Source organism: Micromonospora sp. DT41, assembly GCF_049841715.1.
Classification (GTDB): Bacteria; Actinomycetota; Actinomycetes; order Mycobacteriales; family Micromonosporaceae; genus Micromonospora; species Micromonospora profundi.
In genome coordinates this window covers 338,185-363,744 of the sequence record NZ_JBNCKU010000006.1, presented here as the reverse complement: position 1 = coordinate 363,744, position 25,560 = coordinate 338,185, and the positions used below count along the sequence as shown (strand labels likewise).

The 25,560-nt window shown below is 71.6% G+C and carries 24 protein-coding genes and 1 tRNA gene; 18 read left to right on the top strand and 7 right to left on the bottom strand.

The window, feature by feature from the left end:
• Positions 1–63 precede the first annotated feature (63 nt).
• The 4 genes from ACLQ23_RS14575 to serA all read left to right on the top strand — a co-directional run bounded on the left by ACLQ23_RS14575 (position 64) and on the right by serA (position 5,608).
• Entirely contained in the window at positions 64–1,944 is a 1,881-nt protein-coding gene (locus tag ACLQ23_RS14575) for an acetolactate synthase large subunit (protein WP_355593572.1), read from the top strand.
• A 58-nt stretch (positions 1,945–2,002) separates the two neighbouring features.
• Positions 2,003–2,518, top strand: coding sequence for an acetolactate synthase small subunit (gene ilvN, locus ACLQ23_RS14570; protein ID WP_053652387.1), 516 nt, complete (start codon positions 2,003–2,005; stop codon positions 2,516–2,518).
• A gap of 94 nt (positions 2,519–2,612) precedes the next feature.
• On the top strand, positions 2,613–3,626 hold the full coding sequence (gene ilvC / locus ACLQ23_RS14565) for a ketol-acid reductoisomerase (protein WP_053652388.1): 1,014 nt from the start codon (positions 2,613–2,615) through the stop codon (positions 3,624–3,626).
• A 383-nt stretch (positions 3,627–4,009) separates the two neighbouring features.
• A complete protein-coding gene (gene serA, locus ACLQ23_RS14560) occupies positions 4,010–5,608 on the top strand; it encodes a phosphoglycerate dehydrogenase (RefSeq protein WP_053652389.1) in 1,599 nt (532 codons plus the stop codon).
• Between the two features lie 84 nt (positions 5,609–5,692).
• On the opposite strand, the gene ACLQ23_RS14555 is transcribed toward serA, so the two are convergent.
• The gene (locus ACLQ23_RS14555) at positions 5,693–6,049 is read right to left on the bottom strand and encodes a hypothetical protein (RefSeq protein ID WP_355593575.1); all 357 of its coding nucleotides are present in this window, start codon (positions 6,047–6,049) and stop codon (positions 5,693–5,695) included.
• Positions 6,050–6,449: 400 nt separating this feature from the next.
• Positions 6,450–7,292: an FAD:protein FMN transferase gene (locus ACLQ23_RS14550; RefSeq protein WP_355593577.1), complete on the bottom strand. Its 843-nt coding sequence runs from the start codon at positions 7,290–7,292 to the stop codon at positions 6,450–6,452.
• 224 nt (positions 7,293–7,516) lie between these two features.
• Between ACLQ23_RS14550 and ACLQ23_RS14545 the strand changes: the two genes are divergently transcribed.
• A complete protein-coding gene (locus ACLQ23_RS14545; RefSeq protein WP_355593579.1) occupies positions 7,517–8,551 on the top strand; it encodes a 3-isopropylmalate dehydrogenase in 1,035 nt (344 codons plus the stop codon).
• Between the two features lie 161 nt (positions 8,552–8,712).
• Complete coding sequence (locus tag ACLQ23_RS14540) at positions 8,713–9,810, top strand: branched-chain amino acid aminotransferase (protein ID WP_355593581.1); 1,098 nt, start codon at positions 8,713–8,715, stop codon at positions 9,808–9,810.
• 84 nt (positions 9,811–9,894) lie between these two features.
• Here ACLQ23_RS14540 and ACLQ23_RS14535 read toward each other — a convergent pair whose 3' ends face one another.
• Together ACLQ23_RS14535 and ACLQ23_RS14530 are read right to left on the bottom strand one after the other, a co-directional pair.
• Positions 9,895–10,641, bottom strand: a complete 747-nt coding sequence (locus ACLQ23_RS14535) for a tyrosine-protein phosphatase (RefSeq protein WP_377667853.1) — start codon at positions 10,639–10,641, stop codon at positions 9,895–9,897.
• 50 nt (positions 10,642–10,691) lie between these two features.
• Positions 10,692–11,150, bottom strand: a complete 459-nt coding sequence (locus tag ACLQ23_RS14530; RefSeq protein ID WP_355593585.1) for a PRC-barrel domain containing protein — start codon at positions 11,148–11,150, stop codon at positions 10,692–10,694.
• Between the two features lie 289 nt (positions 11,151–11,439).
• Here ACLQ23_RS14530 and cimA point away from each other — a divergent pair, with 289 nt between their 5' ends.
• On the top strand, positions 11,440–13,023 hold the full coding sequence (gene cimA / locus ACLQ23_RS14525; RefSeq protein ID WP_355593587.1) for a citramalate synthase: 1,584 nt from the start codon (positions 11,440–11,442) through the stop codon (positions 13,021–13,023).
• Positions 13,024–13,178: 155 nt separating this feature from the next.
• Here the strand turns inward: cimA and ACLQ23_RS14520 are convergent, their stop codons facing one another.
• Entirely contained in the window at positions 13,179–14,204 is a 1,026-nt protein-coding gene (locus tag ACLQ23_RS14520) for an endonuclease/exonuclease/phosphatase family protein (RefSeq protein ID WP_425880723.1), read from the bottom strand.
• 291 nt (positions 14,205–14,495) lie between these two features.
• Here ACLQ23_RS14520 and ACLQ23_RS14515 point away from each other — a divergent pair, with 291 nt between their 5' ends.
• From ACLQ23_RS14515 to ACLQ23_RS14475, 9 genes are all read left to right on the top strand, one after another.
• A complete protein-coding gene (locus ACLQ23_RS14515) occupies positions 14,496–15,002 on the top strand; it encodes a hypothetical protein (protein WP_355630933.1) in 507 nt (168 codons plus the stop codon).
• A 230-nt stretch (positions 15,003–15,232) separates the two neighbouring features.
• Positions 15,233–16,282, top strand: coding sequence for an AAA family ATPase (locus tag ACLQ23_RS14510; RefSeq protein WP_425880722.1), 1,050 nt, complete (start codon positions 15,233–15,235; stop codon positions 16,280–16,282).
• Positions 16,279–17,319, top strand: a complete 1,041-nt coding sequence (locus ACLQ23_RS14505) for a DUF58 domain-containing protein (protein ID WP_355593593.1) — start codon at positions 16,279–16,281, stop codon at positions 17,317–17,319. The genes ACLQ23_RS14510 and ACLQ23_RS14505 overlap by 4 nt, the downstream gene beginning before the upstream one ends.
• Complete coding sequence (locus ACLQ23_RS14500) at positions 17,316–18,275, top strand: VWA domain-containing protein (protein WP_355593595.1); 960 nt, start codon at positions 17,316–17,318, stop codon at positions 18,273–18,275. The genes ACLQ23_RS14505 and ACLQ23_RS14500 overlap by 4 nt, the downstream gene beginning before the upstream one ends.
• A 35-nt stretch (positions 18,276–18,310) precedes the next feature.
• The gene (locus ACLQ23_RS14495) at positions 18,311–19,171 is read left to right on the top strand and encodes a S1C family serine protease (RefSeq protein ID WP_355593597.1); all 861 of its coding nucleotides are present in this window, start codon (positions 18,311–18,313) and stop codon (positions 19,169–19,171) included.
• Between the two features lie 109 nt (positions 19,172–19,280).
• Complete coding sequence (locus tag ACLQ23_RS14490; RefSeq protein WP_355593599.1) at positions 19,281–19,577, top strand: hypothetical protein; 297 nt, start codon at positions 19,281–19,283, stop codon at positions 19,575–19,577.
• 34 nt (positions 19,578–19,611) lie between these two features.
• Complete coding sequence (arfB, locus tag ACLQ23_RS14485) at positions 19,612–20,037, top strand: alternative ribosome rescue aminoacyl-tRNA hydrolase ArfB (protein ID WP_053652401.1); 426 nt, start codon at positions 19,612–19,614, stop codon at positions 20,035–20,037.
• A gap of 96 nt (positions 20,038–20,133) precedes the next feature.
• The gene (locus ACLQ23_RS14480) at positions 20,134–21,156 is read left to right on the top strand and encodes an aldo/keto reductase (RefSeq protein ID WP_355630938.1); all 1,023 of its coding nucleotides are present in this window, start codon (positions 20,134–20,136) and stop codon (positions 21,154–21,156) included.
• Between the two features lie 73 nt (positions 21,157–21,229).
• Complete coding sequence (locus tag ACLQ23_RS14475; protein WP_355593603.1) at positions 21,230–21,826, top strand: TetR family transcriptional regulator; 597 nt, start codon at positions 21,230–21,232, stop codon at positions 21,824–21,826.
• A gap of 73 nt (positions 21,827–21,899) precedes the next feature.
• Here ACLQ23_RS14475 and ACLQ23_RS14470 read toward each other — a convergent pair whose 3' ends face one another.
• Together ACLQ23_RS14470 and ACLQ23_RS14465 are read right to left on the bottom strand one after the other, a co-directional pair.
• Positions 21,900–22,766, bottom strand: coding sequence for a 3-methyladenine DNA glycosylase (locus ACLQ23_RS14470; RefSeq protein ID WP_355593605.1), 867 nt, complete (start codon positions 22,764–22,766; stop codon positions 21,900–21,902).
• A gap of 34 nt (positions 22,767–22,800) precedes the next feature.
• Positions 22,801–24,267 carry a hypothetical protein gene (locus ACLQ23_RS14465; protein WP_355630941.1) on the bottom strand — a complete coding sequence of 489 codons (1,467 nt, stop codon included), beginning with the start codon at positions 24,265–24,267 and terminating at the stop codon, positions 22,801–22,803.
• A 175-nt stretch (positions 24,268–24,442) separates the two neighbouring features.
• Between ACLQ23_RS14465 and ACLQ23_RS14460 the strand changes: the two genes are divergently transcribed.
• Together ACLQ23_RS14460 and ACLQ23_RS14455 are read left to right on the top strand one after the other, a co-directional pair.
• Positions 24,443–25,246 carry a fumarylacetoacetate hydrolase family protein gene (locus ACLQ23_RS14460; RefSeq protein ID WP_355630944.1) on the top strand — a complete coding sequence of 268 codons (804 nt, stop codon included), beginning with the start codon at positions 24,443–24,445 and terminating at the stop codon, positions 25,244–25,246.
• 108 nt (positions 25,247–25,354) lie between these two features.
• Positions 25,355–25,426 (top strand) — tRNA-Gln (locus tag ACLQ23_RS14455).
• Positions 25,427–25,560: the final 134 nt, after the last annotated feature.

The following is a 25,560-nucleotide window of genomic DNA, read 5'->3' as shown; positions in this document are numbered from 1 at the left end:
GGCCCCGCCCGCCTCGCATCGCTGAACGAGCCCCAGCCATTCCAGCCGAAGGCCAGAACCACAATGACGAGACCCACGCCCGAGACCCTCGCCCACACCGCCCGGCGGGCCCGCGCGGCCGAGCCGGCCGGCACCGTCGACCCCGCCGCCCCGCGCGCCGCAGCCGTCCCGGCCGCCCCGGCGGTACGGCCTCCCGCTCCGACCGAGGTTTCCGGCGCCGGTTCGCTGGTGCGATCCCTTGAGGCCCTCGGCGTCGACGTCGTCTTCGGCATCCCCGGCGGCGCGATCCTGCCGGCGTACGACCCGCTCTACGACTCCAGCGTCCGGCACATCCTGGTCCGCCACGAGCAGGGCGCCGGTCACGCGGCGACCGGGTACGCGCAGGCCACCGGCAAGGTCGGCGTCTGCATGGCGACCTCCGGCCCGGGCGCGACAAACCTGGTCACGCCGATCGCCGACGCGTACATGGACTCGGTGCCGATGGTGGCGATCACCGGCCAGGTGGCCCGTCCGTCGATCGGCACCGACGCCTTCCAGGAGGCGGACATCCAGGGCATCACCCTGCCGATCACCAAGCACAACTTCCTCGTGCAGAGCCCCGACGAGATCCCGCAGGTGCTGGCCCAGGCGTTCCACCTGGCCAGCACGGGCCGACCCGGTCCGGTGCTTGTCGACATCCCCAAGGACGTCCTCCAGGCGTCGACGACCTTCGCCTGGCCGCCCACGCTGGACCTGCCCGGCTACCGGCCCACACTGAACCCGCACGGCAAGCAGATCCGGGAGGCGGCCCGGCTGATGGCCGCAGCCCGCCGGCCGGTGCTCTACGTGGGTGGCGGTGTGCTCAAGGCCGGCGCCACCGACGGGCTGCGCCGGCTCGCCGAGCTGACCGGCATCCCGGTCGTCACCACCCTGATGGCGCTCGGCGCCTTCCCCGACTCGCACCCGCAGCACCTGGGGATGCCCGGCATGCACGGCACCGTCTCCGCCGTGTACGGCCTGCAGAAGGCCGACCTGATCGTGGCGCTGGGCGCCCGCTTCGACGACCGCGTCACCGGCAAGCTGGACTCGTTCGCACCGGACGCGACAGTCGTGCACGCCGACATCGACCCGGCCGAGATCGGCAAGAACCGGCACGCGGACGTCCCGATCGTCGGCGACGCCCGGCACGTCATCGACGAGCTGGTCGCCGCGGTGACAGTCGAGCGGTCGGCGGGGCACACCACCGACCTGGCCGACTGGTGGACCCAGCTGGACGATCTGCGCAACCGCTACCCGCTGGGGTACGACGAACCGGCGGACGGCACGCTCTCTCCGCAGTACGTCATCAAGCGGCTGGGTGAGATCGCCGGCCCGGACACGATCTTCGTGGCCGGCGTGGGGCAGCACCAGATGTGGGCGTCCCAGTTCATCTCGTACGAGAAGCCGTACACCTGGTTGAACTCCGGTGGGCTCGGCACGATGGGCTACGCGGTGCCGGCCGCGATGGGTGCGAAGGTCGGCAAGCCGGACACCGTGGTGTGGGCGGTCGACGGCGACGGCTGCTTCCAGATGACCAACCAGGAGTTGGCCACCTGCGCGCTGGAGGGCATCCCGGTCAAGATCGCCGTGATCAACAACGGAAATCTCGGCATGGTCCGGCAGTGGCAGACGCTGTTCTACAACGAGCGGTACTCCAACACCGAACTCGGCACCCACAAGCACCGCATTCCCGACTTCGTCAAGCTCGCCGAGGCGCTGGGCTGCGTCGGGCTGCGCTGCGAGAGCCCCGACGACGTGGACAAGACCATCGCCGCCGCCATGGAGATCAACGACGCTCCGGTCGTGATCGACTTCGTGGTCGGCAAGGACGCGATGGTCTGGCCGATGGTCGCCGCCGGCACCAGTAACGACGAGATCATGTTCGCCCGTGGCGTTCGCCCGGCCTTCGACGAGGATGACATCTAGTCATGGCCGAATGCACCGAGCGCAGCGAGGGCCATGAGGGCATGACAAAGGAGACGCAGTGACCATGCACACCCTGTCCGTGCTCGTGGAGAACAAGCCGGGCGTGCTCGCCCGCGTCTCCGGCCTGTTCTCCCGGCGCGGGTTCAACATCGACAGCCTCGCCGTCGGCGAGACCGAGAACCCGGACGTCTCCCGGATCACGATCGTGGTCAACGCGGACTCGTCCCCGCTGGAGCAGGTCACCAAGCAGCTCAACAAGCTCGTCAACGTGCTCAAGATCGTCGAGCTGGACGCGCAGGTCTCGGTCGCCCGGGAGTTGCTGCTGGTGAAGGTCCGCGCCGACCGGTCCGCACGGACCCAGGTGCTGGAGACGGTAAACCTGTTCCGCGCCCGGGTTGTCGACGTGGCACCGGACACGCTGACCATCGAGGCCACCGGTACGCCCGACAAGCTCGACGCTCTGCTGCGCGACCTCGAGCCCTTCGGCATCAAGGAAATGGTGCAGTCCGGGCTTGTGGCGATCGGGCGCGGCTCGCGTTCGATCACCGCCGGTCCCGCCCTGCGGGCCGCCTGACCCGCTGCCGGTCGGCCCCTGCGGGCCGTCCTCCGAATCCATCCGCACCGACCACGACGGGCCGCCCGGGCCGTCGTACGAAAGGGAAGTTCTCATGAGCGTTGAGGTTTACTACGACGACGATGCCGACCTCGGCCTGATCCAGGGCAAGAAGGTCGCGGTGATCGGCTACGGCAGCCAGGGCCACGCCCACGCGCTGTCGCTGCGTGACTCCGGCGTCGACGTGGTGATCGGTCTGCCGGAGGGCTCCAAGAGCCGTCCCAAGGCCGAGGAGCAGGGCCTGCGGGTGCTCACGCCGGCACAGGCCGCGGCCGAGGCCGACGTGATCATGGTGCTCGCGCCGGACACCGCCCAGCGCTCCCTCTACACCGAGTCGATCGCCCCGCACCTCGCCCCGGGCAAGGCCCTCTTCTTCGGCCACGGCTTCAACATCCGGTACGGGCTCATCAAGCCCCCGGCCGAGGTGGACGTGGCGATGGTCGCGCCGAAGGGCCCCGGCCACCTGGTCCGCCGCCAGTACACCGACGGCAAGGGCGTGCCCTGCCTGGTCGCCGTCGAGCAGGACGCCAGCGGCAACGCGCTCGCGCTCGCCCTCGCGTACGCCAAGGGGATCGGTGGCACCCGCGCCGGCGCGATCAAGACCACGTTCACCGAGGAGACCGAGACCGACCTCTTCGGTGAGCAGGCGGTGCTCTGCGGCGGCGCCGCGGCGCTGGTGCAGACCGGTTTCGAGGTGCTCACCGAGGCCGGCTACGCCCCCGAGGTGGCCTACTTCGAGTGCCTGCACGAGCTGAAGCTGATCGTCGACCTCATGTACGAGGGTGGCATCGCGAAGATGCGGTACAGCATCTCCGACACCGCCGAGTACGGCGACCTCTCCCGCGGCCCGCGCGTCATCGACTCCCGCGTCAAGGACGAGATGCGCAAGATCCTGGGCGAGATCCAGTCCGGCGAGTTCGCCCGCGAGTGGGTCGCCGAGGACGAGGCGGGCCGGCCCAACTTCACCAAGTGGCAGAACGAGGGCGCGGCGCACCCGATCGAGGAGACCGGCGCGAAGCTGCGCGGCATGATGAGCTGGGTCGACCGCCCGATCACCGAGACCGCCTGACGGCCTCGTAGCACCTGTCCAGCCGTCACCGACGGCTGATGATCCACCGACGGCCGGTGGCCCGGCGCTCTCCCCAGCGCGGGTCACCGGCCGTCGGCCGTACGCCTGACGCTCACCCTCTGGGATCGGGTGACAAACGCCTCGGCTGTGCCGTGACGAGCCGCAACATCGATTGCGGCCAGGTGAACGGGCCATGTCCATCGCCGGACCGGGCGTGTGAGGGCACTCACCTCGCAGACCGGAACATGCCGGCCAGCGGGGCCCTACGATCGCGGTAGGTGCGCGCAGCCGGCACCTGACGGCCACGGCACGGGACCAGCGCAGGACGCAGTGCGGCGCCCTGCCGCCCGGGCCGATCGCATACACGACCTCTACGAGGACCGATGAATCCTGTCGTACTGATCGCCGAAGAACTCGCCCCCGCCGCCATCGAGGTGCTCGCCCACGACTTCGACGTCCGGCACGTCGACGGCACCGACCGTCCGGCCCTGCTCTCGGCGCTCTCCGAGGCCGACGCCGTCATCGTGCGCAGCGCGACCCAGATCGACGCCGAGGCGATCGCCGCCGCGCCGCGACTCAAGGTGGTCGCGCGGGCGGGTATCGGCCTGGACAACGTCGAGGTGCCGGCGGCCACCGCCCGGGGCGTGATGGTCGTCAACGCTCCCACCTCGAACATCGTCTCCGCCGCCGAGCAGGCCGTCGCGCTGCTGCTGGCAGTGGCCCGCAACACCGCGAGCGCCAGCGCGGCACTCAAGGCGGGGGAGTGGAAGCGGTCCAAGTACACGGGCGTCGAGGTGCAGGGCAAGACCGTCGGTGTGGTCGGGCTCGGCCGGATCGGGGTCCTCTTCGCCTCCCGCATCGCCGCGTTCGGCACCCGGCTGATCGCGTACGACCCGTACATCCAGCCGGCCCGCGCGGCCCAGCTCGGCGTACGCCTGGTCGGGCTGGAGGAGCTGCTGCGCGAGAGCGACTTCATCTCCATCCACCTGCCGAAGACCCCGGAGACGATGGGGCTGATCGGTGAGAAGGAGCTGGCGATCGTCAAGCCGGGCGTGCGCATCGTGAACGCCGCCCGTGGTGGTCTGGTCGACGAGCAGGCGCTCGCGGACGCCATCGCCGAGGGCCGGGTCGCCGGCGCCGGTGTGGACGTGTACGCCAAGGAGCCGTGCACCTCGTCGCCGCTGTTCGCGTTCGACAACGTGGTGGCCACCCCGCACCTGGGTGCCTCCACCCACGAGGCGCAGGACAAGGCCGGCCTGGCCGTGGCCAAGAGCGTCAAGCTGGCATTGCAGGGCGAGTTCGTGCCGGACGCCGTGAACGTGCAGGCCGGCGGTGTGGTCGCCCAGGACGTCCGGCCGCTGCTGCCGCTGGCCGAGAAGCTGGGCCGGGCGTTCACCGCTGTCGCCGGTGGGGTCGCCGCGAGCGTCACCGTCGAGGTCCGTGGCGAGATCGTCGGCCACGACGTGTCGGTGCTCAAGCTGGCTGCGACGAAGGGCCTGTTCAGCTCCGTCGTCGAGGAGCAGGTCACCTACGTCAACGCCCCGCACCTGGCCGCCGAGCGCGGCGTCGAGGTCACCCTCGCGAGCCTCGCCGAGACCGCCGAGCAGCCCACACTGGTCACCGTACGCGGCGCGCTGCCGGACGGCCGGACGGTGAGCGTCTCCGGGACCGTGACCCACTCGGGCGCCCGGGACATCATCAAGCTGACCGAGGTGGACGGCTTCGACGTGGAGATCGGCGCCGAGGGCATCCTGCTCTTCCTGCGCTACGCCGACCGGCCGGGTGTCGTCGGCACCGTCGGCACCCTGCTCGGCGAGTCGGGCATCAACATTGCCGCGATGCAGGTCGCCCGGCGTGAGGCGGGCGGCGAGACGCTCATGACGCTCACCGTCGACCAGGCGCTCGGCGCCGACCTGCTCACCTCCGCGGCGGACTCGATCGGCGCGACATCTGCCAGCGCGGCCGACCTGCGCGACGAGTAGTCGACGGCAACACCACTGGGGGCCCGGCGGTATGCCGGGCCCCTTCGTCGTACCCGGGGAGGGTTGCGGGCCGTCCCCGGTCGGTCAGTTGGTGACCCGGGTCGGCGGCGGGTAGACCGAGCCGTCCTGCGGGTCGAAGAGCATCAGCCCGTGCGTGCCGGCCAGCCGCTCGATGTCAAGCAGCACCTGATCCGCGCAGGTCGGGTGCAGGTTCAGCTCGACATGGTCGTGGGCGGCGTGCAGGGGCGCGACGGCCCACGGGCTGTCCGGGCCGGGGTGACGGTCCGGATAGGAGGCGGTGATCGCCCGGTAGAAGGCGACAACCCGCGGGTCCGGGTAACGGTCCACGTGCCGCCCCTGCCGGCAACCGTCGACCGCTGCCCGCACGTCCTCGGGCGTCGCCCCGTCCTCCAGGGCCCACACACTCAGATCGAAACTCACGGCGGACAGCGTGCCATCCGTCGTTCACCGTGTCGAAACTGCCTCGCCGCAGCCGGATCGTCCGACCCGGGACTCGTTGCCCGCGACGGTCCGCTGTGGAGCCTCTTGCCTCGAGTTGCGTCGATTCGCTAGCGTACGACTGCGGTCACTGGCCGAGTTCGCGGCGCCGGCCCGTCTTCGGGTGGCGCGGTCGACGTCCGGCCCGTCCGGTCCGCACCCCTCGATTGCGCAAGCCACGCGCACTCGTCGCTGACCGGCCCCCACAGCCGTTGCCGAGGCGGTGGGGGCCGATCGCAGCCCGACCAGCCGCCGCGCTCAGGCGGCAGAGGCGCGAATCGGGCGGGGAGCACCGCGGGGAGACGGCGCTCGTGCGGCGCGTTTCAAGCCGGTGAGCGAGCGTTCAGCGCCGGTGGGCGAAGAGTGCGCGATAGTCGGAGCCACCACGGAACCACGCCAGGCCGGTGGGGCCTGCGGCGTAGAGCGCTGTGGCGTAGGCATCGGCGACCGCCAGGTCCGGGCCGACGACAGTGGCGGCAGCGAGCTGGGTGGCCGGTTCGCCGGTGTGGGGGTCCACCACGTGCCCCTGCCGGCCGGTCACCCCGGAGGTGCCGACGGCGCCATCGGTCATCTCCAGCACCAGCGGCGCGCGGTCGGGTTCCGTCGGGTGGTGCACTGCCACCCGCCACGGGCCGCCGTGCGGCGCCCGGCCCCGCACCACCAGGTCGGCACCGGTGAGCACCGCGTAGTCGTGCACCCCGGCAGCCCGCAGCCGAGCGGCGGCGCGTTCCACGGCCCAGCCCCCGAGCAGTCCGCCCGGGTCGAAACCTCCGGGCACCGCCCAGGCGTCGAACCATCCGTCGGTGGCGGCGCGCATCGCCGCGCAGCGGTCCACCAGGTCGGCCAGCGGGGGGTACGACTCGGGGCTGACCTCTCCGCGGCGCAGCTTGGAGACCAGGCTCTCCGGCCGGTTCGGGCCGTAGGTCAGGTCGATGGCGCGCAGCTCCGCGACGCTGTCCCGCAGCGCTTCCCCGACGCCCCGACGGCCGAGCCACTCGGGCGCGTTGAGCAGCATCGTGTACTCCGCGGTCGCCGTGCGCACCGTGTGCTGCAGGGCGATCCGGCCCTGCGTGGCGCTGGCCGGGTCGATCTGGTGCCGGCGCCTGCCAAGTCGCAGGTCGGGCCGGCGGTTGCGGAACGCGGACGTGTCCGGCCAGCGGGTCCGCGGCTGCTCGTCGATGCGCATGGCATCTGCCCCCTCGCAGTTGGCGTCGCGGCGTGGCGAATCGCCGTTCCCGGGTCTGTTGACCCGTCGACTTCGACCGTAGGCAGCGGAGATGACCACCACATGGATCCCGGCTGAGAGGATGCTGTGGATCGGAAATCCCATATCGTGGAAGCTTCGTACCGGGAATCGGGACGAGGTCGTACCGTTGCCCGGACAGGGCAGTCGACGTAGGGAGTGCGGTCGTGGCGCGGATCGCTGTGGTGGCGGGGGACGGCATCGGACCCGAGGTGGTCACGCAGGCCCGCAAGGTCCTCGACGCGGTGCTGCCCGGCGGTGTCGAGGCCACCGAGTACGACCTCGGTGCCGCCCGCTGGCACCGTACCGGAGAGGTGTTGCCCGACTCGGTGCTGGCCGAGCTGGCCGGGCACGACGCGATCCTGCTCGGCGCGGTGGGCGACCCCACGGTGCCGCCCGGTGTCCTGGAGCGCGGGCTGCTGCTCAAGCTCCGGTTCGCCTTCGACCAGTACGTCAACCTGCGCCCGTCCCGGCTCTGGCCCGGTGTCGCCGGCCCCCTTGGCAACGTGAAGCCCGGCGAGGTCGACCTGGTGGTGGTGCGCGAGGGCACCGAGGGTCTCTACGCCGGCGCCGGCGGGTCGCTGCACCGCGACACCCCCGCCGAGGTCGCCACGGAGGAGAGCCTCAACACCCGGCACGGCGTGGAGCGGGTCATCCGTGACGCGTTCGCGCGGGCCGGCCGCCGGGAACGGCGCAAGGTCACGCTCGTGCACAAGACCAACGTGCTGACCCACGCCGGGTCGCTGTGGGCGCGCACCTTCGAGGCCGTCGCCGCCGAGCACCCGGACATCGCCACCGAGTACCAGCACGTCGACGCGGCCGCGATGTTCCTGGTCACCCAGCCGCAGCGGTACGACGTGGTGGTCACCGACAACCTGTTCGGCGACATCCTCACCGACATCGCCGCCGCGGTCACCGGTGGCATCGGCCTGGCCGCCAGCGGCTGCATCAACCCCGAGGGCACGTACCCCTCGATGTTCGAGCCCGTGCACGGCTCCGCCCCGGACATCGCCGGGCAGGGCGTCGCGGACCCGGTCGCCGCGGTGCTCTCCGCCGCGTTGCTGCTGGAGCAGCTCGGGCACGCCGACGCGGCGGCCCGGGTCAACGCGGCGGTCGCCGCCGAGCTCTCCGGTCGCACCCCGGGCGTCACGCTGCGTACCGCCGAGGTCGGCGACCGTCTCGCCGCCCACGCCGTAGCCTGACCGCCCCGGCCTCTCCAGCGCCGGGGCGGTATCCGCCTGTCCGGGCACTCAGCCCGCCCCGAGCGGCGCTTTCCGCTGAACGACCGTTCGGGGTAAGTTTTCGGCACAGCCATGTCGGCGTGCGATCCCGCATGCCGTTGTCCCGCAGGGAGGTCAGCGCGATGAGCGGTGGTGACATGCTCGACTTCGAGATCCGTCCGAATCCCGCGCCGGTATCCGCCGCCGACCGGGCCGCCCTGCTGGCCAACCCCGGCTTCGGCCGGGTGTTCACCGACCACATGGTCACCATCCGTTACGCCGAGGGCAAGGGTTGGTACGACGCCCGGGTGGAGGCACGCGCACCGATCCCGATGGACCCGGCCAGTGCCGTGCTGCACTACGCGCAGGAGATCTTCGAAGGTCTCAAGGCGTACCGGACGGCCGACGGTGGCGTGACCATGTTCCGGCCGGACGCCAACGCCGCCCGCTTCGCCAGCTCGGCGCAGCGGATGGCGATGCCGGTGCTGCCGCCCGAGGTCTTCGTCGACTCGCTGCACAAGCTCATCGAGATCGACAGGGAGTGGATCCCGACCGGCGAGGACGGCAGCCTCTACCTGCGGCCGTTCATGTTCGCCAGCGAGGTCTTCCTCGGCGTCCGTCCGTCGAACGAATACCTCTACATGGTGATCGCCTCACCGGTCGGGGCGTACTTCAGCGGCGGGGTCAAGCCGGTCACCGTCTGGGTCTCGCCGGACTACACCCGCGCCGCTCCCGGCGGCACCGGCGCGGCCAAGTGCGGCGGCAACTACGCCGCATCACTGGCCGCCCAGGCCGAGGCCATCGAGGCCGGCTGCGACCAGGTGGTCTTCCTCGACGCTGTTGAGCAACGCTTCGTCGACGAGCTGGGCGGCATGAACGTCTTCTTCGTCTACGACGACGACACCGTGGTCACCCCGCCGCTGACCGGCACGATCCTGCCGGGCATCACCCGCGACGCGGTCCTCACGCTGGCCGGGGGCGCCGGCCACCGGGTCGAGGAGCGGCCTGTCACGTTCGCCGACTGGCAGGCCGATGCGGCGAGCGGCCGGCTCCGCGAGGTCTTCGCCTGCGGCACGGCCGCGGTCATCACCCCGATCGGTGGGGTGCGCTTCCCCGACGGCGAGTTCCTCATCGGTGGCGGCGAGCCCGGCCGGGTGACGATGGCGCTGCGTCAGCAGCTTGTCGACATCCAGCGGGGCAGCGCACCCGACCCGCACGGCTGGGTGCGCCAGGTCCTCTGACCCGCCCTGACGGCGTATCCGCAGCTCAGCGAACCGGTCGGCGGGCGCGACACCGCACGGTGCCGCGCCCGCCGACCGTCGCTCTCAGTCGAGCAGATGCTCGCGCAGGGCGTCGAGCTGCGCGTCGGTCACCCCGGCGTGGCGCAGGTACGCCTCGACCGAGCCGTACCCCGCACGCAGTTCGTCAAGGAAGGTCTGCATCGCCTCGGCGGGTGAGGCCAGGAACGGCGCCGGCACGTCCACCATGTTCGGCAGGGTGGCGGTCAGCCAGGCGCTGAACCGGGCCGACGCCTCGGTGCTGAGCGCGTAGTCGGCGACGATGTCGGCGTCGTCGACGCCCAGCACGGCGAGGGTCAGCGCGCAGACGATGCCCGTGCGGTCCTTGCCGGCGACGCAGTGCACCACCACCGGGGCGTTCGCGGAGTCGGCGATGAGCCCGATCGCCTCGGCCAGGCCGGCGGTGCCGGTCTGGGCCAGGTCGGCGTAACGGTCCGCGAGGTAGCGGGCCAGGTCGGCGCCCTCCTGGTGGGGCGTGGCGGCCCAGTCCTCGTGCTCCGGGTGGATGTTGCGGTAGGTGAGGCCCGGGTAGCTCGGCACCCGCCCGTCGCGCTCGACCTCCCTGGGGCGGCGCAGGTCGATGACTGTGCGGATGCCGATGGCGGTGAACGCGTCCCGGTCCTGCTCGTCGAGGCGGTGCAGGGAGTCGGAGCGGTAGAGACGGCCCCGGCGTACGGTCCGACCGTCGTGGCCGTGATAGCCGCCGACGTCGCGGAAGTTGAAGGTGGCGGGCAGCTGAATGTTTCGGTTGTCGTCGATGGCGTCCACGCTCACACGGTAACGGTCGGTGGGGTCGGACCCCACCGACCGTTGTGCTCGATCGGTCAGCGTGCGGTGCCGGGCGGCAGCGCGCCGTACGTCTCGTCGTAGTAGCCACCCAGCTGATCCCGGTACGCAGGGTCGCTGTGGCTGGTCTCGTCGTACTCGGGGGCGGCCTTGATCTGGTCGCGGGTCCGGTCGATCGAGATGGTGCGCTGGTCGTGGTCGACCTGGTTGACCGTCCCGGCCGGCAGCATCACCTTCTTACCGAAGATCCACGGGCCGGTGTCCACCACCAGGTAGCTGCCGTCCACCTCGTGGCTGGCGCTGTCGATCTTGCCGATTCCGCCGTCGGTGGCTTCGACCTTGTAGCCGACCAGGTCGGCGTCGGCCACCCCGGCCTGGTCCCGGTAGCGCCAGGGGTCGAAGACGCCGGCCGGTGCGCCGCCGGCAACGGCTCCCTGGTCGCCGCCGCGCAGCGGGTCCGGCCCGGCGTGGGTGGCGTGCGGATCGATCCTGTCCATGCCGTTCACTCCTGACTGTCGCCGATCGTCTCGGCGTCGGTGGTGTGTCCCCCTCCGAGCTACCCGGCGGCCGGGGGCGGGAAACGGCGTCGGCGACGGCGTGGGGCGCACATCACGTCCCGGGATGTGGATTGTTGCTCCCAGAAACGGGGAAGCGGTGGCAGAGTAGCGGACGTGACCAGCACCGCCCTGATTATTGCGACCTAGCGCGCCGGCCTCCCCCTCCGCCGAGCGCGCAGACCTCCCGCATCCGCGGGAGGTCTTTTTGTTGCTCTGAGAAAGGACCCTGATGACGTTCCAGGTCTACGACACGACGTTGCGCGACGGCGCCCAGCGCGAAGGGCTCACCTACTCGGTGGTCGACAAGCTGGCGGTGGCCCGGCTGCTCGACGAGTTCGGCGTCGGGTTCATCGAGGGCGGCTGGCCGGGCGCGGTACCCAAGGACACCGAATTCTTCCGCCGCGCACGCGCCGAGCTGCAGCTGCGGCACGCCGTGCTCGTCGCGTTCGGCGCCACCCGCAAGGCCGGCGTCGCGGTCGCCGACGACCCCCAGGTACGCGGCCTCCTGGACGCGCAGACCCCGGCGATCGCGCTGGTGGCCAAGGCCGACATCCGGCACGTCGAACGGGCGCTGCGCACCACCGGCACGGAGAACCTGGCGATGATCCGCGACACCGTCACCCACCTCGTCCGCGAGGGCCGCCGGGTCTTCGTCGACGGCGAACACTTCTTCGACGGCTTCCGGCACGACCCGGCGTACGGCACGGCAGTGGTGCAGACCGCTCTCGACGCTGGCGCCGAGCGCATGGTGCTCTGCGACACCAACGGCGGCATGCTGCCGTCCCAGGTGACAGCCGCGATCCTCGACCTGACCGACCGGCTCGGCGTGGACGCCGGCCTGTTCGGCATGCACGCCCAGAACGACACCGCCTGCGCTGTCGCCAACACGATCGCCGCCGTCGAGGCGGGCGTCCGGCACGTCCAGGGCACCGCCAACGGGTACGGCGAGCGCCCCGGCAACGCCGACATCTTCGCGGTCGTCGCCAACCTCCAGCTCAAGCTGGGCATGCCCGTCCTACCGGACGGCTGCCTGGAACAGATGGTGCGGGTCTCGCACGCCATCGCCGAGATCGCGAACATCGCCCCCGACACCCACCAGGCGTACGCCGGGGCCGCCGCCTTCGCCCACAAGGCGGGGCTGCACGCGAGCGCGATCAAGGTCGACCCGTTGCTCTACAACCACGTGGACCCGTCTGTGGTGGGCAACGACATGCGGATCCTGGTAACCGAGATGGCCGGCCGGGCCAGCGTCGAGCTCAAGAGTCGTGAGCTCGGCCTGGACCTGGCCGGCCGTCCGGAGGCGCTGACCCGGGTGACCAAGCGGGTCAAGGAGTTGGAGGCCGAGGGCTGGTCCTTCGAGGCCGCGGACGCCTCCTTCGAGCTGCTGGTCCGCTCCGAGCTGCCGGAGGGCGGCCCGGCCCGTCCGTTCACCCTGGAGTCGTACCGAGTGCTTGTCGAGCACCGCGAGGACGGCGCCGTCGTGTCCGAGGCGACAGTGAAGATACGGGTACGCGGCGAGCGGGTGATCGCCACCGCCGAGGGCAACGGTCCGGTCAACGCACTCGACGAGGCGCTGCGGGTCGGGCTTACCCGGCACTATCCGCAGCTGCGCAACTTCGAGCTGGCCGACTACAAGGTCCGCATCCTGGAGGGCAGCCACGGCACCGGCGCCGTCACCCGGGTGCTGCTGGAGACGTCCGAGGAAGGCGGCCGGGACTGGACCACAGTGGGCGTACACAACAACGTGGTCGAGGCGAGCTGGCACGCCCTGGTGGACGCCCTGACCTACGGCCTGGCCCCCACAACGGTCTAACCCACCCACCCACCCCGCCGGCCCTCACCCCCGCCGGCCCTCACCCCCGCGATCTTGCACTTTGTGTCGCCGCTATGCGGCTTCTGGCCCTGTATGTCGCGGCATCAAGTGCAAGATCGCGGGGGTGGTGGGCGCGGGGCGTGGTGGGGTGTGGGTTAGGGGGTGGGGAGGCGGAGGGTTGCCAGGACGGGGCGGTGGTCGCTGTTGGGTAGGTGCAGCACTTTCAGCGAACGGACCGCGATGCGCCTGTCGACAAGCACGTGGTCGATGGTGACCGGTGGGATGAGGTCGCCGTCGTAGGGGCCCCACGTGCCGGTCAGCCCCGACCCGGTGGCGTCGGCGGCGTCGACGTAGCCGGTGCGCAGCAGCGCCCGCAGGGGGCCGTGGTCGAGGGTGGCGTTGAAGTCCCCGGCGAGGATCCGCAGGCCACCGTCCGGCGTGGCCGGTGGTTGGGTGGTCAGGTCGGCGCGCCACGCGACGACCTGGTCCAGCGCGGACGGCGCCGAGGGGTGGGCTGACTCGACACGCACCGGTGGCGCCCCGGGGACGGCCACCGTGCCGTACGCCTGGCTGAACCCCCAGCCGCCCTGGCCTTGGTTGTGCCTGATGCCAACGTCGCTGAGCGGCCAGCGCGAGTAGAGCCCGGAGCCGGGCGTGCCGATCTGCGGGTTGAGCTGCCGGTGGGGGAGCAGCCGGTCGAGGCCGAGCCGGTCCAGGGCGGCCTGCGCGTCGGGGGTGAACTCCTGCACGGCGAGCACGTCGACCTGGTGCCGCCGGACCAGCTCCACGAGCGTGGCCGCGTCGGCGGAGCCGGCGAGCAGGTTGGCGGTGAGCACCCGGATCGTGGGGCCTGTCGTCGCGGGCTGCGAACTGGCAAGCGCGCGGGGAGCGACCGCGACGAGCAGCGCCACCGCGGCCAGGGCCGCGACCGCCGCCGGCCACCAGCGCCGTAGGGCGGCGGCGAGGGCGAGGGCGATGATGCTCCATCCCGCAACGTACGGGGTGAATGCGAACGCCTGCACGAGCGGCCCACGGTCCAGGCCGGCGAGCCGTAGAGCGGCCCAGGTGGCCGTCGGTACGACCGCCGCCCAGCAGAGCGCCGAACCGATCGTCGTTGCGCGGCGACGCGTGGACGTGGATGTGGGCGTTGGCGCGGCGTCGACGATCACGGCGAACAGCATAACGGCACCGGATGCGCAATTCGTGAATGGTTGCACGTTCACCTTTCACAATTATTCGACCGCCCGTCGGCAACCCGATAATGCGAGATCAACTATTGCCGCTCAGCTTTTTCCGGTGCTACGTTCCAACTGGTTCAAACGACGCAACTCTGAGTAGTAATCGCAGCTCAAAGTGGCTACAAGCAAGGGCTTGCAGTCGGATGCCGCGTCGCCGCCGCCTATTTTCCGGCAGTTATCCGTCCCGCCCCGCGGGTCGGCCGAATTCGCACGGTCACACAAAGGGGACCTGTCATGAGCACATCTTTCCGACGTAAGGCAGCGGCGATCGCATTCGCCGTCCTGGGGCTCACCCTCGCCGGAGGTGGGATCGCCGTCGCCCAACCGACGGCGAAGGCTCCGGTCGAGGCCGCCCAGCCGGCCGCGCGCGGCACGAACGCCCAGCCGCCGGTAACGGCGGAGTCCGCCCGCAAGGCCAAGGCCGCGCTGAGCGCCAAGGCGACCACGCTCGTCGCCTCCACCACCACCGTCGTCGTCAACGCCAACGGCACCAAGGCCCGCGGCACCGGCACCGTCATCAAGTACGGCACCGGGCAGTACGAGGTGCAGTTCGGCACGGTCGTCACAGCCGGCACCTTCGTGGCCACCATCGGTCGGGCCGACTCCTGCTGCATCCCGCCGGCCGGCGAAGTCTCGGTCGCGCCTCGGCTCAGCACGCCGAACGCTGTCTTCGTGCAGACCCGCAACTCGGCGGGCACCCCGGCCGACCTGGGCTTCCACCTGGTCGTCCACCTGTCCTGACCAACCGACACCCGGCCCCCGCACCTGGCGTGCGGGGGCCGCGCCGTGCTCGCAAGGACGTCTCGTCACGGCGGCCCGGCTCCTGCCGGCCCGGGGTCGACGTACTCGTCCGGTCGTCTTCTTCCGGTTGTCACCCGTCCGGGCGGCTCGTCCTCATCCGGTGCACAACGGACCGGTCCGGTGCGCACAATCCGACGTTTGCCGGCCCCTCCGCCCGGGAAGCAAGCACCGTGACGGACATCTCGGACACCCTGGCCAGCATGCCCAGCGCGGTCGAACCCGAGCCGACCGGCGTCGAGCTGGAACAGACCCTCTTCGAGGTCAAACGCGTGATCGTCGGGCAGGATCGGCTCGTCGAACGACTGCTCACCGCTTTGATCGCCAACGGGCACTGCCTCTTGGAGGGGGTTCCCGGTGTGGCAAAGACACTTGCCGCGCAGACCCTCGCCACAGTGGTCGGCGGCACCTTCTCCCGGATTCAGTTCACCCCGGACCTGGTCCCCTCCGACATCGTGGGCACCCGGATCTATCGGGCATCGAAGGAAACGTTCGACATCGAACTGGGCCCGATCATGGCCAACCTGGTGCTTGCCGACGAGATCAACCGCGCGCCGGCCAAGGTCCAGTCGGCGCTGCTGGAGGCCATGGCGGAACGGCAGGTCTCCATCGGCGGCCGCAGTTGGCCGGTGCCGTCGCCGTTTCTGGTGCTTGCCACCCAGAACCCCATCGAGTCGGAGGGGGTCTACCAACTCCCGGAGGCGCAGCGCGACAGGTTCCTGATGAAGGTGGTCGTCGACTATCCCAGCGACGCCGACGAACTGGCCATCCTCTACCGGATGAGCACCGATCGGCCCAGCCCACGGCAGGTGCTCGACGCGCAACGGTTGCAGGATCTCCAGGTCCGTGCCGAGCGGGTCTTCGTGCACCACGCCATCGCGGAGTACGTGGTCCGGCTCATCCTCGCCACCCGCGATCCGGGCCGGTTCGGGCTGCCGGAGATCGCACCCCTGCTGGCGTACGGCGCCAGCCCGCGCGCCACCCTCGGCCTGGTCGCGGCAGCCCGGGCGCAGGCGCTCCTGCGCGGTCGGGAGTACGTGCTGCCCGAGGACGTCCGGGAGTTGGCGGTGGACGTCCTCGCCCACCGGCTCGTGCTCTCCTTCGACGCGGTGGCCGACGGGGTGTCGGCCGAGAGCCTGGTGCGGCGGCTGGTGGAGGCGGTGCCGCCACCCCGGGTGGCGAACTCCCATCCACACCAGACGCCGGACCTGGCGGCGGCATGAGACGCGCCAGCCGTACGACTGTCGCGGCGCCGCCGGACCCCGGCCTGGCCGAGCTGAGCCCTGATCAACGACTGCGGCGTCTGGAGTTGACAGTCACCCGGCGGCTCAACGGCCTGCTGCACGGCCAGTACCGTGGCCTGCTGCCCGGGCCGGGCAGCGAACCCGCCGGCAGTCGTGAGTACCGGCCGGGGGAGGACGAGGTCCGCCGGATGGACTGGGCGGTGACCGCCCGCACCGCCGTACCGCACGTCCGGCAGGTCGACGCCGACCGGGAGCTGACCACCTGGATGCTTGTCGACGGCACCGCGAGCATGGAGTTCGGCACTGCCGAGCTGGACAAGCGGGAGCTGGCCGTCGCCGCGGTGGCTGCCGTCGGTTTCCTGACCGCAGGCGTCGGCAACCGACTCGGTGCCCAGGTGCTGCGCGCCGACGGGGTACGCCGATTCCCCGCCCGCAGCGGCCGTACCCACCTGCTCGGTCTGCTCCGCGCGCTGCTGGCCGCCCCGCGTACGCCGGGCCACGGCGACCCGTCCCGGCCGCCGGTCGGATCAGCGGGCACGTCTGTCGGATCGCCGGAGCTGGCGGACGGGCTCGACGCGCTGCACCGGGTCGCCCACCAGCGCGGTCTGGTGGTGGTGGTCTCGGACTTCCTCGACGGCCTGCCCGACGACCCCGGCCACCCGCCGCCCTGGGAAGCGACCCTGCGCCGGCTGTCCGTACGCCATCAGGTGCTGGCGATCGAGGTGACCGACCCGCGTGAGTTGGAGTTGCCCGACGTCGGCCTCATCACGCTCGTCGATCCGGAGACCGGCCGCCACCGTGAGGTGTGCACATCGGACCGTCGGCTGCGGGAGCGGTACGCCGAAGCTGCCGCCGCCCAGCGTGAGCAGGTCCGTCAGGCCCTGCGCCGGGGCGCGGCGACGCATCTGGCGTTGCGTACCGACCGGGACTGGGGTGCGGACATCGTCCGGCACGTGCACGCCCAGCGGCGGATGGCCGCCGCGCCGGCCGGGCTGGCCCGGGGAGGTACCGCGTGAACTGGGAGTCGCCGCTGCGCCTCTGGCTGCTGCTCGGCGTGCTCGCCCTTGTCGTCGCGTACCTGGTGATGCAGCGTGGTCGCAGCCGGTACGCGGTCCGCTTCACCAACCTGCGGCTGCTCGACCGGGTCGCGCCGGAGCGTCCGGCCTGGCGTCGGCACGTTCCGGCCGGGCTGTTCCTGGCCATGCTTGCGTTGCTCGTTGTGGGGTTCGCCCGGCCCAGCGCCGAGGTTCGGGTGCCCCGGGAACGCGCCACAGTGATGGTGGCGGTGGACGTGTCCACGTCGATGCTCGCCACCGACGTGGAGCCGGACCGGCTGGCGGCGGCCAAGCAGGCGGCCCGGCGGTTCGTCGAGGGCCTGCCCGACGAGTTCAACGTGGGGCTTGTCGCCTTCGCCGGCAGCGCCGCGGTGCTGGTGCCGCCGGGCACCGACCGGGACGCCCTGGACGAGGGGATCGGTCGGCTCGCCGAGGGAGTGACCGGGGTGCAGGGCACCGCTATCGGCGAGGCCATAAACACCTCGCTGGGCGCGGTCAAAAGCCTGGACAGCGAGGCCGCGAAGGAGCCACCGCCGGCCCGGATCATTCTGCTCTCCGACGGGGCGAACACCTCGGGCATGGACCCGATGGAGGCGGCGGCGGAGGCGGTGGCGGCGAAGGTGCCGGTGCACGCGATCTCCTTCGGTACCCCGTCCGGGTTCGTGGACCGGGGCGGGCGGCCCATCCAGGTGCCGGTCGACGGGCAGACGCTGCGAGCGGTCGCCGACGAGACCGGCGGGATGTTTCACGAGGCCAGCACCAGCGACGAGTTGCGCGCCGTCTACGACGACATTGGCAGCTCGGTCGGCTACCGCACCGAACGCCAGGACGTCTCGGCCCGGTTCATCGGCCTCGGACTCGTCTTCGCGATGGGCGCGGCCGCCGGCTCGATGCGCTGGTTCTCCCGACTGCCCTGATCCGCCGGGCCAACGCCCGACCGTGAGGAGTACGCATGGCTGTGCAGACCGGACTGGGCGAACCGCGCGGTCCCTTGTTCATCTCGCCCGAACTCGACCCGGACGGTCGCGGGTGGTGGGACGCGCCCGGCTCGGGCCGGGACCCGGGCGGGTGGCGTCCCGGCCGGCTGGTCGCCGCGCTGGCTGTCGTGGCGGTCTCCGCCGTCTCGGGCGCTCTGGCCGGCGGTGTGGTGGCCAGCCAGAGCGGTACGCCCGGCCCGGCTGCCGCGTCCGCCGCCCCGGTGCCCGCGGAACTGGTCACCGCCGCCGAGCGGACTGTGCCCGGGGTGGTGTCGGTGCTTGCCGGTGGTGCAAACGGCGCGTCCGCGACCGGGTCGGGGTTCGCCATCGACGACCAGCAGCACCTCGTCACCAACGACCACATCCTCGCCAAGGGCGGCGGCGGCCCGGTGACGGTCGAGTTGCCCGACGGCCGCCGCTACGAAGCCGAGGTGGTCGGCCGGGAACCGCGCAGCGACCTGGCGGTGCTGAAGGTGCCGCCGTCGGCAGGGCTCTCCCCGCTGCCGCTTGCCAAGCCGGGTGCGACCCGGGTCGGTGAGCCCGTGCTGGCGGTGGGCTCACCGTTGGGATTGTCCGGGACGGTCACCGCAGGCATCGTCAGTGCGCTGGACCGCCAGGTACGGCTGGGCAACAACCGGCACAGCGCGGTGCAGACCGACGCGTCGATCAATCCCGGCAACTCGGGCGGGCCGCTTGTCAACGCCCGTGGCGAGGTGGTCGGGGTGAACACCGCTATCGCCACCATCGACGGAAACGGGTCGATCGGCATCGGCTTCGCCATCCCGATCGAGCAGGTGCAGCAGAGCGCCGACACGATCATCGGGAAGGGCGGCTGAGCTGCCCGGACACTCCTCGGCTGTCGATCCGGCCGGCGGTGGTGTCGGATATCCGGCCGGACGACATCAAACGGTGGAAATATGACGCTCGATATGGATACTGGCGGAGGTGGAGCGTCCTCTTCTCACGGCCCTCCTGCTGGTGGGCCTGGTCATCGGATGTGCGGTGGGGTCGGCGTACGCCCGGGCGCGGCGCGGGTGGACCGACTACCAGACCGTGAAGAAGTCAGTGCCGACGGCACGCAGTGGCGCCTGGCTGCTGATCCGTGGGGTCGCCGTGAAGGCCGCGGTGATCGGGTTGCTGCTGTTCGGCGCGGTGGCGTACGCCGCTGTCGGCTCGGACGACGAGACCGCAGGCCCGACGCCCAGCCCGTCCTCGACGCAGAGTGAGCCTCCGCACCGGTGACTCCCGGTGCGCCGGTGCGGGTTAGCCTCGGAGCGTGGACGACGGACTGCGGGTGACCGACCGGTGGGTCGTCCCCGCCGGGGAGCTGCGGGAGCGCTTCTCCCGTTCGTCCGGGCCGGGTGGGCAGGGTGTGAACACCGCCGACTCCCGGGTCGAGCTGAGCTACGACCTGGCCAATTCTCCGTCGGTGCCCGACTGGATCCGGTCGCGGGCGCTTGCACGTCTGGCCAACCGCCTGGTGGACGGCGTGCTGACGATCGCGGCAAGCGAACACCGGGCGCAGCTCGCCAACCGGGAGGCGGCACGCGCGCGGATGGTGGCGCTGCTGCGTGAGGCGGCTGCACCTCCGCCGCCACCTCGACGTGCGACCCGGCCGTCGCGGGGTGCGAAGGAGCGCCGGCTGGCCGAGAAGAAGCGCCAGTCGCAGCGCAAGCGCGACCGCCGCGTCGACGGCGAGTAGTCCGACCCTTCGCGAACGTCAGCTCGGCACCGACCCTCTCCGGCTATCCAGTGACAGAATCAGGAATCTGTCAGTCAAAGTATGTATGCTGACGGGGTGAACGAGGAGAGGAACACCCCCATGGACACCCGCACGCTCGGCACCACCGGCCCGACCGTCTCCGCCCTCGGCCTCGGCCTGATGGGCATGTCCGACCTCTACGGCGACGCCGACGAGGTCGAGAGCATCGCCACCATCCACGCCGCCCTGGACGCCGGCGTCACCCTGCTGGACACCGGCGACTTCTACGGGATGGGCCACAACGAACTGCTGCTGCGCGACGCATTGCGCGGTCGCAACCGCGACGACGCGGTGATCAGCGTCAAGTTCGGCGCCCTGCGCGACGTCGACGGCGGTTGGAACGGCGTCGACGTTCGACCCGCCGCGATCAAGAACTTCCTGGCGTACTCGCTGCGGCGCCTCGGCACCGACCACATCGACATCTACCGTCCGGCCAGGCTGCCGGGGGACGTGCCGGTGGAGGACGTGGTCGGCACCCTCGCCGAGCTCGTCCAGGCCGGTCACATCCGGCACATCGGCCTGTCCGAGGTGAGCGCGGAGACGCTGCGACGGGCGCACGCCGTCCACCCGATCGCCGACCTCCAGATCGAATACTCGCTGATCTCCCGTAACCCGGAGTCCGACATCCTGCCGACGGCCCGTGAGCTGGGCGTGGGGATCACCGCGTACGGGGTGCTGTCCCGTGGCCTCATCAGCGGCCACTGGACGGCTCGCAGGGACACCGGCGGCACCGACTTCCGCAGCTACCTGCCCCGGTTCTCCGGCGCGAACCTGGACCGCAACCTGGCTCTGGTCGACGCCCTGCGGACCATCGCCGAGGCTCGGGGCGTCACCGTGGCGCAGATCGCCATCGCCTGGGTGCTCGCCCGGGGCGAGACCATCGTGCCCCTGGTCGGCGCCCGCCGCCGGGACCGGCTCACCGAGGCACTGGGCGCGACGGCGGTCACCCTGACCGACGCGGACCTGGCCGCCATCGAGGCCGCCGTCCCGGCTGACGCCGTAGCCGGCAGCCGCTACGACGAGGCGCAGATGGCGTTGCTGGACAGCGAGCGGGCATGACGATCCGGCCGTGGCGTGCCCGCCACCCGGGGGTCGCGCCACGGCCGCGCACGCGGTCAGGGAGGCTGGAGCGATGAGCGACGCCACCGCCCTGACGGCCGACCGCATCCTCGACACCGCCGAGGAAGCGCTACGCCGGTACGGGCCCGCCAAGGCCACAGTGCTTGACGTCGCCCGTGCGCTGGGCGTCAGCCACGGCAGCGTCTACCGACACTTCGCCAGCAAGGCCGCGCTCCGCGAGGCGGTCGCCGAACGCTGGCTGGCCCGGGTCTCGACCCCGCTCGTCGAGGTCGCCACCGGCACCGACCCCGCCCCGCAGCGGCTGCGTCGGTGGCTTGCCGAGCTGAGCGGCACCAAGCGTCGGATGGCCCGGGAGGATCCGGAGCTGTTCGACAACTTCCACCAGCTCGCCACGCTCTCCGAGGGCGCCGTCGCCAACCACCTGGAGATCCTTGCCGGTCAGCTCAGCCTGATCGTCGCCGACGGGATCGCGGCCGGCGACTTCGACGTGCCGGACCCGGCGGTGGCCGGCCGGGCGCTGTTGCAGGCCACAGCCCGATTCCACCACCCGTCCCACCGGACCGAGTGGACCGAGCCCGGCCTCGACGCGGACATGGCAGCGGTGGTCGCGCTGCTTCTCGACGGCCTGCGAACCCGTCCGGCGACCTGACCCCGCCGTCCCCGGGCCGCGCCGCGCTCAGCCGGTCAGGCTGGAGCCGCCGGTCAGGCGGCGAGCCGTCGCCTCACGCGGGGACGGCCGCGAGGAGCCGGTGGCGCAGCACGCCGGCCCGGTCGGCGAAACCGCGCTGCGCGGCGGCGTACTCCGCCCGACCCTCCGGCGTCTCGACCCGCACCGGCGGGTAGCCGAGCGCCGCCAGGTCGTAGGGGCTGGCCCGCATGTCGAGGGTACGGATCTCGCGGGCCAGCTCGAAACAGTCCGCCACCAGCTCCGAGGGCACCAGCGGCGACAGCTTGTACGCCCATTTGTAGACGTCCATGTTGGCGTGCAGGCAGCCCGGCTGCTCGTGTTCGTGCTGGGTTTCCCGGGTCGGGGTGAGCAGGTTCAACGGACGGGCCGGCGGTGTGAAGAACCGGAACGCGTCGAAGTGGCTGCACCGCACCCCGCGCTCCTCGACGATCGCGGCGGTCTGATCCGGATCCAGTCGCAACGGCCACGCGTTGTGCCGCAGCTCCTCCTGCGTCTGCCGGTAGACCATCGCCCACTCGTGCATCCCGAAGCAGCCGAAGTGCGCCGCCCGCCCCGCCGTCGCCGCGAGCAGGGAGCGGATCCACCCGATCGACTCGCCACGCCGCTGGCGTACCCCATCGGTGTCGAGGATGACCCCGACGGCGGTGGCGCGGTAGTCCCTGCCGAACTCGGCAAGGTCCGCGCCGCGCAACTCGACCCCCGCGCCCGGATGCCAGCGGCGCAGCTGCGCCGGCCGGTGCGAGTAGTACGTGAACAGGAAGTCGGCCACCGGATGCCGTTCGCCCCGGCGCCGCCGGGCCAGGTGCGGGGTCAGCCAGACGTCCACCCGCTCCTCGTGGGCCCGGCGCCGTGCCTGCCAGGTCGCCGCGTCGAGCACGGCGGGGGCGAGGGCGGCGGTCACGGACCCCAGGGTACGACCGCCGCCCGACCGCCGGTCAGGGCATCTGCACCCGCACGCCGGCGGAGAAGACGCCACTGCGCAGCTCCAACTGCCGGGGCGGGTCCCGCCCGTCGACGGTGAAGACCAGCGGAAGCACCACCCGGCTGCCCGCGGCCACCGGGTTGGCGAAGACGTCCCGGCCCAGGTTGGCGGCCTGGGTGGCCGGCTCGTCGGCGCTCACCCAGCGACCACCGGGCAGGTACGCCCGTTGCAACTGGCCGTGCCAGGGCTGCTGGGTGCCGGTGATGTTGCGCACTCCCACTGTGGCCTGGCAGCGCCGCGCGGAAGCCGGGGCCGCACTCCCTCCGCTTGCCGCTTTCGCGCTGCCGGGCTCCGCGCAGGTCATCCGGTAGACGGTGAACTCGAACGCGGACTCGCGCAGCGGCACACCCACCGGCCCGGACACCCCGGTGCCCATCCACGCGCCGCTGGTCGGCTGCTTCTGCGTGTCGATCTGGGAGACCTGCCGGGTCGCCGTCCAGCCGGCGGTGCCGACCACGGCGGCCAACACCACCACCGCCCCGGCGACAAGCAGAGCGACAGGCGGGGTACGCCGACGACGTACCGGTTTCGGGGTGGCTGGACGCGGATAGACAGTTCCGCGCTCGTTGCCGGGTCCGCTGCCGCTGGACAGGGCGGCGGCGGTCACCCGCCGGCCGCGCCGACGACGCCACAGCCAGAACAGGGCGGCGCCGAGCAACAACAGGACCGCCACGCCGGCAAGCAGCAACGGGACCTGCCGCCAGAGCGGCTGCGCCTCGGTGACCTGCGCCGCAGGTGTTCCCGCCGCCTGCCAGGTGGCCGACGCGCAGTCGTACGGCCGGTTGCCGTCGCTTGTGAAGGCGCAGGCCGGCGCGGTCAGTGCCTGGCCCGGCGCGGTGGTGGTCAGCGCGGTGCCCAGCGTGGTGGTGCTGTGCGCGGGCAGCCGTAGCCGCCACGTCACCTCGCCGGTCGACCCGCCGGAACGGGTGGACCGGCCGCCGTCACTGATCGCGGTGACCGACGCCCCGGAGGGCAACTCCTGGCGCACAGTGGTGTCGACAGGCGAGTCACCCACGTTGCGCACGTGGATCCGGTACCGCGGTGCCGGGCTGCTCTCCGGCGCGATCGCCACCGTGACCGGAGGCGGTGGTGCCGACGCCGGTGTCCGCGTCGGTGGCGCCATCGCCGGTGGCGCCGACGGTGGGGTGGGCTCCGCGCTCGCCACGCCCGGCAGCGGTGCTGCCATCGCGGGTGGGGCCGGCGCGGTGCTCGCCGCCCCCGTTAGCGGTGCGGCCATCGCCACAGCAGACGGCACCGCTGGTTGTGGCGTGGGCGTCGGTGGTCGTGGCGCGACCGTCGGTGGTCGTGGCGCGGCCGACGCCTCCGGCTCCACCGCGGGCAGGGCCGGCACGGCGGCGAGGATGCCGAGGCAGTGGACGAACACTGCGAGGGCCTTGTGGTGTCGTGTCGATGCAGGCATACGAACGAACCTCCGGAGCCGACGCTAAGGGCGCGGTCTCTCCGTGCGGGTACGAAGTCAGGAATCCCGCCCCGGTCACCCCGGCGGCCGGTATGGTGCCGCCGCGCTGACGGGTTGCGCACACCCGGCAGCCGGTCGTGGCCGGTGAACCCGTCGGCAGGGCTAGATTGGCGAGGTGCGTATCGCTCGTTTCGCTCATGCCAAGGGAATGTCGTTCGGGGCCGTCGAGGGCGAAGCGGAGGCCGGGCCGCAGGGCCTGACCATCGCCGAGATCGAAGGTCACCCGTTCGGCCAACTCTCCTTCAGCGGGGCCCGGTGGGCCCTCTCCGACGTTCGGCTGCTCTCGCCGATCCTGCCCAGCAAGGTGGTCTGCGTGGGCCGCAACTACGCCGACCACGCCGCCGAGCTGGGCAACGACGTACCCAAGGAGCCGTTGCTCTTCCTCAAGCCGTCCACCTCGGTGATCGGTCCCCGGGACGCCATCCGGCTGCCGATCTTCTCCAAGCAGGTCGAGCACGAGGCGGAGTTGGCGGTCGTGATCGGCGCACCTGGCGCCCGCCGGGCCGACCGTGCCGCCGCCGAACGCGCCATCTTCGGCTACACCTGCGCCAACGACGTCACGGCCCGGGACCTCCAACGCTCCGACGGGCAGTGGACGCGGGCCAAGGGTTTCGACTCCTTCTGCCCCATCGGTCCGTGGATCACCACCGGTCTGGACGTCTCCGACCTGGAGATCCGGTGTGAGGTGGGCCGCAATCCCGACGAGATGGAGGTACGCCAGCTCGGCCGGACGAAGGACATGGTCTTCGACGTGGCCGGCCTGGTGTCGTACATCTCGCACGTGATGACCCTGCTGCCCGGCGACGTGGTGCTCACCGGCACACCGGCGGGGGTTAGTCCCCTCGTCGAGGGGGATACGGTCACCGTGCGGATCGAGGGCATCGGTGAGCTCAGCAACCCGGTGGTCCCCGTCGCCTGACCGGTCCGATGCCCCTGTTTCCGCAGCTCAAGGGCGTTTCGGGGGGATCGGATTTGGCCTGCTGGCGCTGGGAGGGTAATGTTCAATCCCGGCGCCGCAAGGGGCCAATGGGGTATGGGGTAATTGGCAGCCCGACTGATTCTGGTTCAGTTAGTCTAGGTTCGAGTCCTGGTACCCCAGCGCAGCTGGGATTCGCGAGAATCCCGGACGCTGGATTCTGACGGAGTTCTCCTCCGCCCCGCGAGGGGCGGAGGATGATCTCTGGTAGAGTGCAGCTCCTCTGCCCGCAAGGGTGGGGGAGCGAAAGTTTGTTC

What these genes read in the sequence shown, in the direction of transcription:
- ACLQ23_RS14495 (WP_355593597.1), top strand. Translation starts at nt 18,311, where the DNA reads ATGGCTGTGCAGACCGGACTGGGCGAACCGCGCGGTCCCTTGTTCATC.
- ilvC (WP_053652388.1), top strand. Translation starts at nt 2,613, where the DNA reads ATGAGCGTTGAGGTTTACTACGACGACGATGCCGACCTCGGCCTGATC.
- ACLQ23_RS14515 (WP_355630933.1), top strand. Translation starts at nt 14,496, where the DNA reads ATGAGCACATCTTTCCGACGTAAGGCAGCGGCGATCGCATTCGCCGTC.
- ACLQ23_RS14575 (WP_355593572.1), top strand. Translation starts at nt 64, where the DNA reads ATGACGAGACCCACGCCCGAGACCCTCGCCCACACCGCCCGGCGGGCC.
- ACLQ23_RS14540 (WP_355593581.1), top strand. Translation starts at nt 8,713, where the DNA reads ATGAGCGGTGGTGACATGCTCGACTTCGAGATCCGTCCGAATCCCGCG.
- cimA (WP_355593587.1), top strand. Translation starts at nt 11,440, where the DNA reads ATGACGTTCCAGGTCTACGACACGACGTTGCGCGACGGCGCCCAGCGC.
- ACLQ23_RS14520 (WP_425880723.1), bottom strand. Translation starts at nt 14,204, where the DNA reads ATGCTGTTCGCCGTGATCGTCGACGCCGCGCCAACGCCCACATCCACG.
- ACLQ23_RS14475 (WP_355593603.1), top strand. Translation starts at nt 21,230, where the DNA reads ATGAGCGACGCCACCGCCCTGACGGCCGACCGCATCCTCGACACCGCC.
- ACLQ23_RS14505 (WP_355593593.1), top strand. Translation starts at nt 16,279, where the DNA reads ATGAGACGCGCCAGCCGTACGACTGTCGCGGCGCCGCCGGACCCCGGC.
- ACLQ23_RS14530 (WP_355593585.1), bottom strand. Translation starts at nt 11,150, where the DNA reads ATGGACAGGATCGATCCGCACGCCACCCACGCCGGGCCGGACCCGCTG.
- ACLQ23_RS14465 (WP_355630941.1), bottom strand. Translation starts at nt 24,267, where the DNA reads ATGCCTGCATCGACACGACACCACAAGGCCCTCGCAGTGTTCGTCCAC.
- ACLQ23_RS14550 (WP_355593577.1), bottom strand. Translation starts at nt 7,292, where the DNA reads ATGCGCATCGACGAGCAGCCGCGGACCCGCTGGCCGGACACGTCCGCG.
- serA (WP_053652389.1), top strand. Translation starts at nt 4,010, where the DNA reads ATGAATCCTGTCGTACTGATCGCCGAAGAACTCGCCCCCGCCGCCATC.